The 15718-nt window shown below is 39.3% G+C and carries 8 protein-coding genes; all 8 read right to left on the bottom strand.

Going from position 1 to position 15718, the window contains the following annotated elements; all coding sequences use genetic code 11:
• On the bottom strand, nucleotides 1-2898 hold a 2898-nt coding region (locus FJ218_08120), incomplete at its 3' end, for a M1 family metallopeptidase (GenBank protein MBM4166861.1).
• A 25-nt stretch (nucleotides 2899-2923) separates the two neighbouring features.
• Nucleotides 2924-4651 (bottom strand): T9SS type A sorting domain-containing protein, encoded by a 1728-nt coding sequence (locus FJ218_08115; GenBank protein ID MBM4166860.1) that lies wholly within the window; start codon nucleotides 4649-4651, stop codon nucleotides 2924-2926.
• Between the two features lie 156 nt (nucleotides 4652-4807).
• Complete coding sequence (locus tag FJ218_08110) at nucleotides 4808-6460, bottom strand: T9SS type A sorting domain-containing protein (protein ID MBM4166859.1); 1653 nt, start codon at nucleotides 6458-6460, stop codon at nucleotides 4808-4810.
• Nucleotides 6461-6599: 139 nt separating this feature from the next.
• Nucleotides 6600-9794 carry a pyruvate, phosphate dikinase gene (locus FJ218_08105; GenBank protein MBM4166858.1) on the bottom strand — a complete coding sequence of 1065 codons (3195 nt, stop codon included), beginning with the start codon at nucleotides 9792-9794 and terminating at the stop codon, nucleotides 6600-6602.
• The gene (locus FJ218_08100; GenBank protein MBM4166857.1) at nucleotides 9791-11530 is read right to left on the bottom strand and encodes a hypothetical protein; all 1740 of its coding nucleotides are present in this window, start codon (nucleotides 11528-11530) and stop codon (nucleotides 9791-9793) included. The genes FJ218_08105 and FJ218_08100 overlap by 4 nt, the downstream gene beginning before the upstream one ends.
• Nucleotides 11531-11594: 64 nt before the next feature.
• Nucleotides 11595-12878 (bottom strand): Glu/Leu/Phe/Val dehydrogenase, encoded by a 1284-nt coding sequence (locus tag FJ218_08095; GenBank protein MBM4166856.1) that lies wholly within the window; start codon nucleotides 12876-12878, stop codon nucleotides 11595-11597.
• A 29-nt stretch (nucleotides 12879-12907) separates the two neighbouring features.
• On the bottom strand, nucleotides 12908-13735 hold the full coding sequence (locus tag FJ218_08090) for a hypothetical protein (GenBank protein ID MBM4166855.1): 828 nt from the start codon (nucleotides 13733-13735) through the stop codon (nucleotides 12908-12910).
• Between the two features lie 97 nt (nucleotides 13736-13832).
• On the bottom strand, nucleotides 13833-15197 hold the full coding sequence (locus tag FJ218_08085; protein ID MBM4166854.1) for an NADP-specific glutamate dehydrogenase: 1365 nt from the start codon (nucleotides 15195-15197) through the stop codon (nucleotides 13833-13835).
• Nucleotides 15198-15718 lie beyond the last annotated feature (521 nt).

Genomic DNA, 15718 nt, shown 5'->3' with positions numbered 1-15718 from the left:
CCCAATCGAAGAAAATAAATTAGTCTGTGATGGAATTTGTGCAAAGCGAATTCCAATTCCTGCATCGTAAATAAATTGGTTCGGAAGAAGAGAATTGTTTTCTGAAACTCTTGCGCCATCGAAAAATAAAACGCTGCTGAATTTAGAAAACAGCGAACCGAGCGCAGGAATTCTTCCCATCGGTAAAAACGGAACTGCATCGGGAAAACGAAGTTCAATATTGGTTGCAAGTGTTCGTTTGCTCGGAATATTTTGATTGAAATAGCCGCGCAAATTTCCTCCTCCCGGTTGCAGCGAATGTATTCGTAACGAATCAGGTAGTGTTCCTCGACTGCGCAACAAATCTGCATTCATTTCATCAATGGGATTGCCGCTTGCGAGATATGTTTTTGTTTGTTTCGGAATGTTGCCACTTGCAATTCCCCCGAACAATCGAAAACCAAAGCGAATGTTCAAAGGCAAATTATAGACATCTGTTACTTGCGCAAAAATTTTGTTATACCGATAATCGCTTTGCAGAACATCGCTTTCAAACGCAGTCGTGAACGTAAAACTTTCGTTGTTGTAACGATTGGAGTAAAAATATCGCGCAATCATTCGCGTCAATTTCCCTTTGTCCCAATTTCGTGCTACGAGATAATTAGAATCGACAAGTTGAAAACGCGAAACGGAAAAATTGATTGTATGCGTCGGCGGATAGGAATAATGCTTCCCAAACAAAACATTCCAACTTGCGCTTTCACTTTGTCTTCCGTCAATCGTATAACTTCGCAGCGAAATAGATGACCATTTCAGCAACTCATACAAAATCGTTGAGTATGAAACATCGTAATCCACGTGCTGACTTTTCACGCCAAACCAACTCCACGCATTGAACGAATGAATATCATTCAAATAACTTCCGAACATTTTTCCGCCGAGTTTCATACCGTCAATATCATTGAACCACAGCGAAGGTCTCCAACGAAATGAATACTCGTAAATCGGCATAATAGAAAACGTTGTGTTGTCAAAATCAAATCGTGCTGGAAATTTTCTCCACGTATTGTTCAAACGATTGATGTCAGCAATGCGCTTATCGGGATTGATTTCTCCGCTAATTGGTTTTGCAGAAAAATCTTTTGTAATAGTTTGTTCCGTTTCGTTATTCATCCACTTTTCAACGGGAATAAAAACTGTTTCTTTCGTTCCGTTCGCAAGTTCCAATTCAATATCGAGCGGCATAATTGCTCTTCCGATTTTTCTTACAACAATGTTCGTGCGGTACATTTCTTTTCCGTCAACATTTATTTTTTCCGCATCAACGCAATCGAGCGCATAATCGCAGGTGTACGTTCGGTGAAACCATTCATCGAAGAACCAACGCAAATCTCTGTTGCCGCTTACTTCCATTGCAAGCGCATAAAAATCTTCAGGATACGGATGTTTGAATTTCCATCGCTCATAATATTTCAACATCAATTTTGCAAAGACGGAATCTCCCAACACATATTGCAGCATAAACATTACGTTTGCAGTTTTCGGATAAAATGCAGTTCCGCTTCCGATTGTTTCGTCCCAATGGTCAGCGTGTGTTGCAACCGGTTCTTCCACGCCAAGTTTTGCAATGTTCATATATCCACGATAATTATCTTCGCGCTCGTCGGTGTTTGGAAAAGCGAAAAATTTCTGAATAGAAGATTTCCAGAAATACGAATTGTTATATCGTCCGTAAAAATCTTCGTGCGCAAGAGTAGTGATGAACGTGTTGAACCCTTCATCCATAAACGCAAATTCCGTTTCGTTGTTGCTCATCATCATCGGATACCATTCGTGACCGAACTCGTGAACGGTAACATCATACAATGACGTGGAAACTTCATCGCCGATATGTCCGAGAAAAACAATTCCCGGATATTCCATTCCTCCGCCGATTACTCCTTCAACACAAAATGCGTTTGGATATGGATACATTCCAAAATGTTCGCTGAAAAATTTTATTCCGTGTCGTCCGTATTCCGCATCGCGTTTCCAAAATTCTTTTTTGTCGTCGAAATACAAAGCGTGAATTGTTATTCCGTTCCAATGCGCAACATCCCAAATATATTTTTCATTTGCGCTCCACGCAAAATCACGCGCAGTATCAATGCGGCATTTCCACGTAACGAGCGCTGTATCTTCTTTCGGAATTTCTCTCTGCGAATAATCGAGAATGTTCACTGTTGAATCATTGCTTTCGTTCGCTTTCAGTTTTTGAATTGCAGAATCGGGAAGAACTTCTTCGGGATTTAAAAGTGTTCCGCTGTACCCGACGATAAAACTTTTCGGTAATGTAATGTTCACATCAAACGTTCCGAACTCGTTATGAAATTCCGCACCGATATACTGGTCGCGATGCCAACCGAATTTGTCATACGTTGCTATTTGCGGATACCATTGCGCAATATTGTAATCGCGCCCAACGTGCCCTGTTCGTCTTCCGGTCGTTGGAATTTTTTCTTTCCAATCAATTGCAAACGTTATTTTTTCGTTTGGCAAAAGCGGTGATGGAAGTGTTGCGTGAAGAATAGTATTATCAATTTCATATTCAAGTTTTTTTTCTTTGCCATTTTCTTTCAAAGCAAATTTACTCAACCAAATTCCGCCGGAAGAATCTTTCAAAAAACTTTTATGTTGCAGTTGTGTTTGTTGCGCGTAACTTCCGTACGTAAAAATATTCCAATACAAACGAAAATACACTTCTTTCAGCGTGTCGGGAGAATTGTTGGTGTACTCAAGCGTTTCACTTCCATCAATAGTGTGTTCACTGGTGTTGAGTGTGCAGGAAATTGTGTAGTGAACGTGTTGCTGCCAATATTCTTCGGCGAAGAGCGGAGAGCATGGAGCGAAGATGAGTAAAAGAAGAAAAAGATTTTTCATAACGGGTAAATGTAAATTTGTTTATCTATTTAACGACAATCATTTTTTTCACGGCGGAAAATTTATTTGTTGAAAGTTTGTAAAAATACATTCCACTCGAAAGTTTACTTGCATCAAATTGAACTTCGTGTTTACCTGATTCCATTTCTGTGTTGTTCACAAGTATTGCAACTTCTTTTCCAAGTATGTCATATACTTTCAACGTTACAAAACTATTCACCGATAACCGATAACTAATAACAGTAATTGGATTAAACGGATTCGGATAATTCTGTTCCAACCAAAATTGTAACGGAAAATTATTTTCTCGTTCATTCACGCCCACAGTATTTCCAAACGTTCCGTCGAAGTTGATATTCTGCGCATACAATCCACCGGCATCGTTGCGTTTATCCGTCCACACAAGTTTCGACATTCCGTTTTGTCCCAGCGCAACATTCAATCGCAATTTATCGCTTGCAACGCCGCATACCGTAAGAATATTTCCACTCCACAAAAAATTTCCCGACGAATCAATTTTAAAACTTTTGATAACATCATTTACTCCTGAAAACGGAAGTTCTTCATAATACACAATGATATTATTTTCATATGCTTGCGCAGAAATGTACGCCGAACTATTATCGCCGAGCGCAATAAAAACTTTCCCTTCATCATTCCATAAGCGCGTTCCGTTCGCAGAAAATTTTTGTCCGTAAATTCCGAATTGACTTTGCGACGAGTTTGTTTCCTTCCAAAACATATATGTTTGTTGTGACAAAGCATCATACGCAATCATCGGGTCGAAATGATTTTGCGATGTGTTTGTCGAACCAGCAACGCCATTGCTCGGGAAAAGAGGGGTTCCTTCCGCAGAAAAATGTTGAACAAATCCTGTTGTTAAGTTTATTTGATTTCTATCGTCGTGCCAAACATAAAATGCGCCGTTATTTCCATCGGAAAAAATTTTCGGAACATAAAATCCCGCAACTCTTCCGAGGACATACACTGTTTCCGGTTCTGCAGACCATACAGGATTTCCAAGCGCAGAAAATTTCTGCGAATACAAATGATAGTTTCGAGGATTAATAAACGAACCTGTATATCCCGACCACATCATTATCACGCTTCCGCTATCCGAAGCAACAATATCTGGATACGTGTAATGTTCGCCGGTAATTCCCGAAAGATAAATTGGGTCATTGCCCCACATAGTAAATCCAGGACGGGAAATTTTTTGCATTGCAATTTTATTTGGCGACGATGCATAAATCCACGTAACAACATAATTGCCGTCGCTCGTTTGCACAACTTTCGGATTTGCCTGATACGTGCTTGGCGAAGTAGAAAGCGAAACGCCGCTATCTCCCCAAAGAAAATTTCCTTCTTTACTAATTCTGTATGCAAAAGGGTTTATTGGTCCGCCGCTTCGTTCATCGGTAAAAACAATAATTGCGCAATCACTATCGTCAACTGTCATATCCCAATCAACGAGCGAACTCGATTGCGGAAAGTTACTCACGAGCAATCCATCGTCAGCAAATTGTTTTTCGCCAAGCGCATTTAATCGTTGAAGATATACTGCATAACCGTTTGAACGATTATCAAACCACGAAATAAAACAACCGTTGTCCGATGTGTTTCCAATTTTAGGAAGAACTTGCTCGCCGTTTACATCGCACACGTGCAAGTTTTCGTTTGGATCGGATGACCATTGCGCAAAGGAAGAAAGGGAAAGAAGAAAGAGGAAAAGAACTGTAAAAATGATATTCATAGTAGTATGGATTCCAAAGGTGTAAAAATATTTTATTAAAGGCGGGACAAATTTAGGGAGAAATTTTTCTTTCGCCAATTGTATCTTTAAAAAAGAAAAGACACAGAGAGAAAAATTTTCTATGTGTCTTAGGATTGAATCGTAGAACGGTTGTGGCTATTTCAACAAAATCATTTTTTTTGTTTCAGGAAATCCATTGGAAGACAATTGATAGAAATATATTCCACCTGCAAAACTGCTTGCATCCCACGTTGCTGTATAGATTCCTGGACAGAGGTCTTCGTTGACGATTGTTGCAACTTCTTTTCCCATCACATCATAAATTCTCAACGTAACAACACTATTAACGAATAAGGAATAACGAATAACCGTTTCCGGATTAAACGGATTCGGATAATTTTGCGCAAGAAAAAATGATGGAGGAATTGCTGTTTCAACTTCTGAGGAAGTGAGTATCGTCGTACCGCGCAAGTGAATATTGGTAATACTTTCATCAGCATCGTTGGAAACAATCGAAAGTGTATCGAAATAATCTTGACCTGTTTCCGTCGGTGAAAAATTGATTTTCCAGCGGACGAAAGAATCGGCAGGAACAGAGGAAATAATTTCGGAAACGGAGAAAAACGATGTACGCAACTGATACGAAATGATGCTTAAATGTGTATTTCCGCTGTTGACGATAATGAGATATCGCGGCGTGGAAAATGTTCCGGGGGTTTGAAAACCGAAATTGATTGTATCAGCAGAAACAAAAATTTCCGGGGCAAATGGTGTTGTTGCCGTTCCGTAAAATTTGGAAATACGTTCAACAAATTCCGGATGGTCAATGAATGGATTGCGTTTTTGTTGAAATAAAGCGATGCGATTGTTGCGAAGTTTTTCACGTGTATCAACGCTATCTTGCCGATTCCATAAACGCAGAATGGATTCCTGCGTGTTTGAAAGAAACATTCCATAATTGCTGTCGTAACGAACAACAAAATACAACAATGAACGCGCAACGTTTCCTTTGTGCAGCGCGCGCGGTTCAAATACAATCTGATTCTGAGAATTTCTTCCGAGTTTCGAGCCGCCTTGTTGCCACGTAGTATTTGCGACAACAATACCAAACGGATAATTGGAACGCGCACTGTTTGCATCGTTATCCGTTGGAAACAGATGAAACAAATCGGATTTCATCGGTTCCGCTTCGTTGAAAAAACTTTGGGGCCACGTATGTTCCGTGTTGAAGTTTTGCGCTTGCGCTTCATCTCTGTTGGTTGCAAAAATTTTTCTACCCGTGTACACACATTCGAGTGTATCGTCGCTGTTGTAGTCGTCAATAAATTCAAACATGTTATCGCGCGCAGTATTGTACCCGAGCGACGTATGGTTTTTGGTGAATTGATGCAACGCAATTTTCAGCGGTTCATCGCGCAAGTTTTGGGTGAACGAATATGTAACGTCGGAATAGGTTGCATTTGCGGAAACTGAAAAGGAAACTGCTCCGAAGGATGGAACGGATTGTATGACAAACACATCGCGATAGGAAAGATTATGTTTCGAAAAAAAATACACAAACAGTTTGATGCTTTCCTGCGCCGCAAGAGCGAAGTTTGTATCGCGTATTGAAAATTCACTATGAAAATTTTGTGCGGAAAAAATCGAAACGGGCGTTGAAAACGGATTGATAATCCACACTGATTCCGAATCCAGCGTTGACGTTGTAATGGTACCGAAATTCAGTGATGGCGGATGAACTTCCAGAGAAGTTTGTGCGAAAACTTCTGTTGAGAAAAATAAGACAATGATAAGCGGAATGTATTTCACGATTCTTGATGTTGTAAATGCGGGGCAAAAATACAATTATTTTATTTCTTCGAGATGAACAGAGTAGAGGAATTTTTTTGTTGTTGGTGGAATTGAATTTGTAGTAAAAGCGCCCCATTTTTTGCTATAGGGAGTATTTCTACGGTGTAATTTTTTCTAATCCAACTTTTAGCGGGCGCGCGGCATCAGTGATTGCGCCTATTTTGATTGCGAAACTTGTTCTGTTTTCTATATCTTCATCGCTGACAAAATGAATATCCAAAATTCCTTCAGTGTGATAACCGGTTCTCACATAATTGATTTCCGAAAGACAAACACTCCACGCGTGTAACCAAATAAGAAGTTGTTCTTTTTGCGCTTCGGTTCCTGTAAAATGTACTAACAAATCAATGTCGCTCGCAGGGCCGGCGGTTGCATTTTTTGCGCTTCCGTAAATGTATAATCCTTTTACTCCGTACATATCAAAATTCAAATGTTTCGCAATATTCTCTGCCATTGCTAATCTCCAGCGCCAGTGATTTTCAGAAATCACGGAGACCTCCACGCTTGTATTTTTTTCCTCTCTGCCTGATAGACTTGGAAAATCGAAAAATGCAACGGCTTCTTCAAGTTCTGCATTCATAAGAACTTTCAGAATTTTTCCTTCACATTCTTTTTTTACGTCAATTACTTTTACCACATTTTGATGCAGTGAAAATTCCGGAAACAGATGCGAGAGTAAATTCTTCGAACTTTTCAACTTGGCTTCATTATAAATCACATTTTGTTCATCGGGATATAACGGTAAGTATCGAATGGACGACTCAACTAAATCCTGAAAGAAATGTGTCCCGAAGGATAATTCCGGAACATAATTCCCTTCCGATTTTGCTATTTCAATTAACATCGCTGTGTTGCTGATGTCGGAATACGTAACATTCACTCCAAGTTTAATATCTCCTCTGCTTCCCCATCTTCCCGGACCCATTAAAATAAATTGTCGCTTCGGTAAAAGCACATTTAATTTTCCAATAACTCTTCCAATAGATTTTAAGTCAGCGAGTGTATCGAGCAACTGATATTCATTCGGGTCAACATAAACAATGTGAGTAATATCGGGGACTTTACCGTTCGAGATAAATTTTTTTGCGGAGAACAAAATTTCCTTGTGTGGAATATCTTTTGGAATCGGAGAAGGCAAACTATCTTTTGAAAAACTCTGCGGTCGGCATTGCAGGAGGTAAAAATCTTTTCCCGTCGAAGCAAATTCCACATCCACCGGAATTCCCATATTTTCTTTAAGAGAATCCATAATGAGTTTCGTTTGTTTTACGAACGGTGTATTTGCGAACAGACCGCTGAAGGTTATGACCAGTTCATCATTTTCGAAATCAAGATGAAATCGGGATTTCGTTGTAACGTGTTCATCGCTATACACTGAAACAATATGTTCTGCAGAAGGATATTCATTACCAAACATTTTGAAAAGTTTTTCTGTTTGAATGGTTTCGAATGTATTTTTTTCGAGATTGATGACATCAATTTTACGAGGAGAATATTTCACCATTTCTTCGGGCGAAACATTTACTCTGATGTTCGGTTGCCCGGGTGAGAGTAACACAGGATAATCATCACTCAAACGGTCAACGGCACGTGTTCCGAGTCCCGCAACTATTCGAAGCAAACCATCTTCACGTTTTATGCGCGGAGACCATCGAAACTCATTATTACTAAATGCAACTCCGGCAAAAGAGGGAAGAAAATAATTCGCAACGTTCGTTCCGACAACTTCCTGAACCATCACCGCCATCTCTTCGTGAAAGTCAATCAAACCTTTTTCTTTTCTGTATAAAATCGGGTCGGGACCAAAAACGGATGCATAGACTTCGGCAATTGCGTCCATTAAGGCATTTAATCGTTCTCCTTTTGAACCGCGATTTGCCAAGAATAAACTTTTATACTTTCCCGCAAAGGCAAATCCGAATCGGTCTTCCAACAGACTTGAACTCCGTACAATAATCGGTTTGTTTTCGAAATCATCCAGAATGAGCGACAATCCTTTTATTATATCCGAAGGAAAGCGGGAGTTCTTAAAAATCTGTACGATGTTCGGATACTCCTGCCGTATCTGTTCAATGTCTTTATATTTTTGTTCTATGATTTCTTCGAGATTATTGTAATACAGAAAATGTTGAATAGCGTCGGAAGAGATATACCACGTGCGCGGAACTTTGATATCCTTGAGTAACGGTTCTTTCTGGCTTAATCGCTGCAATATTTTTTGTGCAAGAAATAAACCGGCGCTTTTACCGCCTAATTTTCCGTGACTGTTTTCGGGAAAAACTGTGTGCTGCAATATTTCAAAAAAATCATCTATCTCAACATATTGCTTTGCGATATTGATAAACTCCAACTGCTCCGTGAATAACCGATGAATCAACTGAACAATGATATTGTTTTTTAAGAACGGTGAAAGTTCAATTTTTTCGTGCACTAAATGATGATATCGTGTTAAGGCATCAAAAATATCGCCGAGTGACGTATCAACATTTTCAAGCGTGCGAATTAAAAACGTTAAGCGTTCTTCTTTAATCCACTTTTGTATTAACGCAAATAACTCATCGTTGGTGATGTTTTGTTCGGCAATGGTAAACACAGAATCGCTGAGTTGAAGAATAGATTCATAATCTTTTTTCAGCGATGGTTTATTTGTATCGTAGATGGACTCCAAATCAGAAATGTTTTTTTGGACGCCAAACATTTGCAGCAAATTCCGCGCTTCGCCGATTCCAATCCACGCGAGGTGATTGAGGAGTTTCCGTGAGATGCGAAGGAAGAGATTGACGTTAGTTTTCTTCAATAAATCAATAATGATTTGCCATTCTTTTTTTCCGGAATCATCTTTATCACTGTGCGCTGTTTCCCATGCGCCGAGTGTTCGCTGAAGATTCTTATGAAAAATATAATTACTCAATCTGTCTGCAATAGTGCCGAGCAATTTTTCTTCTTCTGAAAGAAATGTTTTTTTCCCAACAGAACTCACTGCGCTCGTGTAAAAAACCTGAATGTTTCCAACAAGTTTTTTATCAACAATAATTTTTGCACTTTGCTGCCATTCAGTTTCAGGAAAGTCCTGAATTGAAAACGATTTTCCGTTATACGTAATTTTTGCTTTGCAGAGTTCAACGAATTGCCACCCCGTTGGAATGACCGTTAACAACGTATTGAAAACATCTTCAAGCGGCGATGTGAAATCTTTTAAAATTTCCTCTACTTTATAGAGACAACTTAATTCTTTTGCACGCTCGTTTAAGTTATAAATTACTTCTTCTAAATTCTGCGTTTCCTTTATCACTGTAGTATTACTCCTGTTCTGCTCCGTCCATCCGCCATTATTCGTAATTTAGCATTCAAACGAATGTGACTGAGAAATTGCGTTTCTTCAACAACATGTTGGCGTAATAACCACTCCCAATTAATTTTTTGCGCGGAACTATTTCCAACAGAAAAATACAGTACTCCCAAATTTGTAATGTTATGAAAGAAATGCGAACCTTGACTTAAATCCGGATTCATTTCGGGAAGTGTAGATTCTACAATTACTTTCGCGGCGGAAATCTGGCTCCAGTTTACAGGAATTCCTAACCAATCGTCGGAACTTCCCCATCTTCCGAAACCAATAAGAACGTATGTTTTATGTTCATCCAAAAATTTATTGTTCAATGTTTCTACTTCTTTAGCAATTGCGCGTGTTGCATTTGCCTTAAATTTTTTAGGATGAACGAAAACGATTTCCTGAATTTCGTTTATCATTCCATTTCCCATGACATTATCCGACACGATAACGACATCATCCGTTTGCAATATTTTTTCACTGATATCAATAAACTGTGTTGAAACCGCTAATGGTCGTACTTGAAGAAAACCGAATTTCGTTGGTTTCTTATTAAGTGAATCAAGCGCAACAGCAAATTCAATTTCTACTTTTGCTCCGAAATGTTTTTCTGAATCGGCGAGTAATTTTTGCAGAAGGTTATTGAGTGGAATAGTTTTCCCAACAAGAATAGGAGAAAAGTTGACGACTTTAGGACCCGTTGTTCTTGCACCCATCGTTAATCTGTCCGAAGAAGAATCGTATGTTGAACAAACGGAAGAAAGCGTTTCATCTTTTTCCGCATCTTGTAATGAACATTGAACAAGATATTCCGTTTCTTTTATCGGGTCGTATGCCGGCGGTTTGCCCATATTAACCGCCCAAAATTCTGTTTGTGAAAGTTTGAGAAGTTCATCAATGGAATTGTATGGTGGCGGTGACTTAGGAAATTTCGGTGAGTAGTTCCATACTTTTCCTCCATCAACAATCGTTTTGCCAAGACCTAATGCTAAATTTATTACGCCGTCTTCCGGTCTTGCATTTCCAACACAATAAAAATTATACGAGCGCGCCACACCGGAAACTGTCGGATAATATCTTTCACCAAATCTGTACCCGACAACTTCCTGAATAAGTACAGCCATCTTTTCGCTTGCAATATCTTTACGAATAGCAGCGCAATAATCTTTCGCGCCCTTAAAGAAAGTAGATGCGTACACAAATTTGATTGCCTCTGTCAGTTTTTTAAAGCGTGTTTCTTTATCAAATTGATTATTGGGAATCATTTTCGTTTCATACACACCGGCAAATGGTTCATCCAAAGCGTCTTCAAGCAAACTCGATGAGCGAATTGCAAGCGGCTCGTGCGTTTTGGTAATAAGACTCATCAGGTCACCGACAATTTGTGTTGGTAGTTCCGCTTTAAGAAACTCGTGAGCGATGTATTCATCGGAACGTTCTGAAAATGCAACGCCGTAAAGATTGTTTGATTTTAGAAACTCGTCAAAGACATCGGTAAGAATCACTGTTGATTGCGGAATATCAACAATGATGTCCCCGAACATATTGTTCGTGAAGTTTGCATCAATCTCATCTTTGATGAAAGCAAGACCGGACGCTTTTCCTCCCGGCTTTCCTGTTCCTATATACGTGAATCTCTGATTGAAAGCAGTTCTGCTGTATTCTTTAGCATTTTCTAACATCGAAATGGAATCCAATGAAATATTTTAAGCATTCGAAACGGTGCGAAAGAATAAGTAATTTTTCTTTGCAACATTCTGATTAAACCCAACCTCGCTCTTTACATGCCTGCGCTACTCTGTTGATTGCAATTACGTACGCCGCGTCTCGCATATACAAATTCTTTTTTCTTGCTAATTCAAACACTTCGATAAAAGCAGAAGTCATTTTCACATCCAATTTTCCCAAGACTTCATCTTTCTCCCAATAGTAATTCATATTCGATTGAACTTGTTCAAAATAACTGCATGTTACTCCGCCTGCATTGGCAAGAAAATCAGGCAGAAGAAAAATTCCTCTCTGGTGAATTATTTTATCCGCTTCGGGTGTTGTCGGTCCGTTTGCACCTTCTGCAATAACTTTTACTGAATTGCTGATGGATGAAACGTTCTCTTTGGTAATTTGATTTTCGAGAGCGCACGGAATTAAAATATCCACGTTTTGAGAAATCCATTGTTCGCCTGAAAGAACTTCATATTCTAATTCTTTTGCTTTGTTAATATCTATCTCGCCAAATTTATTCGCAATAGATAAAAGTTCATCTAATTGAATGCCATCTTTTTTTCTAAACGAATAGGAAATTTGTTCCGTATTATTCCAGCAAGAAACACAAAGGACTTTTCCGCCCAATTGCGTGTATAATTTAATTGCGTACTGTGCAACATTACCAAAACCTTGAACACTTGCTGTCGTGTTTTCAGGTTTGAGTTTCAAATTTTTTAGCGCTTCTCTTAAAGTAAACACAACACCAAAACCAGTTGCTTCCGTGCGTCCTAACGAACCTCCCATTCCCACGGGTTTTCCTGTGATGAGACCAGGATATTTTGCGCCGAAAATTGTTTCGTATTCATCGAGCATCCATAGCATATGCTGCGCGTTTGTCATCACATCCGGCGCTGGCACATCTCGTAAAGGACCGATGTCTCGTGCAATTTGTCTAATCCATCCCCGGCAGATTTGTTCTTGTTCGCGTAGACTTAAATTGTGCGGGTCGCAAATTACTCCTCCTTTACTCCCGCCGAGTGGAATATCAACGACAGAACATTTCCACGTCATCCACATAGATAATGCTCTCACAGTATCTACGGTTTCTTGGGGATGGAAACGAATTCCTCCTTTTCCCGGTCCGCGGGCATCATTGTGTTGAACGCGAAATCCTCGAAAGATTCGCGCGCTTCCGTCATCCATTTTCACGGGAATAGTGAGATGATATTCTCGCAACGGATATCGGAGTAAATCTCTTGTTGCTGAATCTAAGTTTAACATTGTTGCAACGTTATCGAATTGCTCTTGCGCCATTGAAAACGCATTGTATGTTTTTGCCATAATAATATTTTTAGGAATAAGGTGTTACATCATATAATACTTCTACGTGCTGTAGAAGGTTGTTCTAAATAAAATTTGGTAATTGCTAATTCCGGTTTATCATACGCCGCAGAAAATGAATAGGTGTTTCCAATTTTTTCACTCCATTTTCCGGTCAGCGTTGAAGATTCGTGTACGTGTCCGTGTAACGTTAAATAGGGTTGCTTTGTTTCAATAAATCTTTTTATTGCAATACTTCCGATATGTACATCCACTGGTGCATAGTCAACCAATTTACCATCAAGGTTTGCCCTGTCAAGATTCGTTTGATACGGCGGAGAATGAAACAGAAAAACCGAGCGTGAAATATCATCGTTATTAACTAATACATTGATGTCTTCCTGAATTGTAGTTCTTCGTATTTCAGATTCGGACTCCTCTACAGTTCTAAATCCTTCTAAAGGAGAAACGCATCCGACATCAATGAATTGCGAAACATCGAACCGTTCCCAATCCTTATGTAAAAACGGTGTCGGTGGAATATATGAGTAACCGAAAATTTGGTAATTATTGAAAGTGCGTTTTCTTTTGTTCATATAATACCAAAGTCCAAGCGATTCACCGTAGATAATCCTTTCCTCCTCTGACTTTGGGTCATCATTGCCCAGAATTAAAAAAATAGTTGGATAAGATTGCTGTAATGTTATCTTAACAGCATTGAATTTTTGTAGAAGTACGTCTGCCGTACAATCAAAAGAAAGTAAATCTCCTCCCATAAACAGAATCGAAGGTTTTTCTTTTTCAATTGCTCTAAATAATTTACGATATCGATTTATAACACCATGAATATCGGAAACAAAAAAGCAAAGTGTCATCATAATGCACGAGTAAATATAATGCTAATTATCTAATGAAGTAAAAACGGAGTGCAGCAACGCCACACTCCGTCTCTTTTTATTCACAACAAAAGAAAGGTTATACCAGTCCTTGGTCAAGCATTGCATCAGCAACTTTAAGGAAGCCGCCGATGTTTGCTCCATTCACATAATTGCCCGGCGTTCCGAATCGCTCCGCAACCTCCACGCAAGTTTTGTGAATACTCTTCATAATAAGATGGAGACGATTATCTACTTCTTCGCGCGTCCACGAATATCGCATACTGTTTTGCGCCATCTCCAATCCTGATGTTGCAACGCCGCCTGCATTTGCCGCTTTCCCAGGACCGTAAAGAATTTTTGAATCCAAAAATACTTTGATACCTTCGGGAGTTGTTGGCATATTTGCACCTTCGGCGACAACATAAACTCCGTTCTTCACTAAATTCGCAGCATCTTTTCCGGTGATTTCATTCTGAGTTGCAGAAGGAAATGCGCAATCTGCTTTATGATTCCAAAGTGGATTGTAATCATGTTTTGCATCTATCGGAGTGAACACTGCATTCTTGTACTTCGCAGAATATTCCTGAATGCGTCCGCGTTTGACATTTTTCAAATACATTACGAATGCAAGTTTTTCCGCGTTGATTCCTTCTTCATCATAAATATATCCGTTGGAATCTGAAAGCGTTACGACTTTTCCTCCGAGATGATTGATTTTCTCAATCGTGTATTGAGCCACATTTCCACTTCCGGAGACCAAACATTTTTTCTCTTGCAATGCTTGTCCTTTTGTTCCAAGCATTTCTGCTGCAAAATACACTGCTCCGTAACCGGTTGCTTCAGGACGAATTAACGAACCGCCCCAATTCAATCCTTTACCAGTGAGAACACCGGTAAATTCGTTGCGGAGTTTTTTGTATTGACCGAACATAAATCCGATTTCTCTTCCTCCAACTCCTATATCGCCGGCGGGAACATCAGTATTGGGACCGATATGTCGGACTAATTCATTCATAAAACTTTGGCAGAATCGCATAACTTCGTTGTCGCTTTTTCCTTTCGGATCGAAATCAGAACCGCCTTTCCCGCCGCCCATCGGAAGTGTTGTTAAACTGTTTTTGAAAACTTGTTCGAATGCTAAAAATTTTAGAATTCCTAAATTGACCGACGGGTGAAAACGCAAACCGCCTTTGTACGGACCGATTGCACTGTTCATTTCAATACGAAAACCGCGATTAACATGAACATTTCCTTGGTCATCCATCCACGGAACACGGAACATTATTACGCGTTCCGGCTCTATTATCCGTTCAAGGATTTTATTGCTGCGGTATTCGGGATGACGCTCGAATACGACACTGAGCGACTCGACGACTTCGTGAACCGCTTGGTGAAATTCTTTTTCGTTGGGATTTTTTGCTTTTACATCAGCCATAATGCTGTTGACATAATCTAATGACATTTGAAATTATCCTGTTTGTTGTGATACATATTGTTGATTAAAGTGAAAAAAATGTTGGTAAATATAGACGATTCTGAAGTAATTATGAATAGGTTGATGGTGTTAAAAAAAGTATAGAACGAAAGAGCATTTCCTCGCACTGTGCGTTACGTTGTTTTCTACGCATAAAAATTTTGTTATGCTATTCTCTAAACAATTTGTGTGCCAATGAGCGGGATGAAATAATTATGAGGTATTGCAAAAAAATATTTCGTTTGGAAATTTTGAACGTTTCATTTGTGAAAATTATTTTTCTTAATGCTTTCATTTGTGAGAAGGGGAAATACGTTTTACGCTGTTTTCGTTCACATTGTTATTACTTAGCATTCATACATTTTGGAACGAGAATTGCTTTTTACGTGAACGTTTTTTCTTAGTACGAATCATTCAAAATAGTGAGGAAATGCGTCCTCAAACATTGTTAGAACATTTAGCGGAAAAAAAATTTCTCGATGAACTTCATCACTTGCTTTGGAACGAAC

The sequence above is a fragment of the Ignavibacteria bacterium genome (genome assembly GCA_016873775.1).
GTDB lineage: Bacteria > Bacteroidota > Ignavibacteria > UBA10030 > F1-140-MAGs086 > JAGXRH01.
Note: the sequence above shows the minus strand (reverse complement) of the source record. Positions and strands in the feature narration are given on the sequence as shown.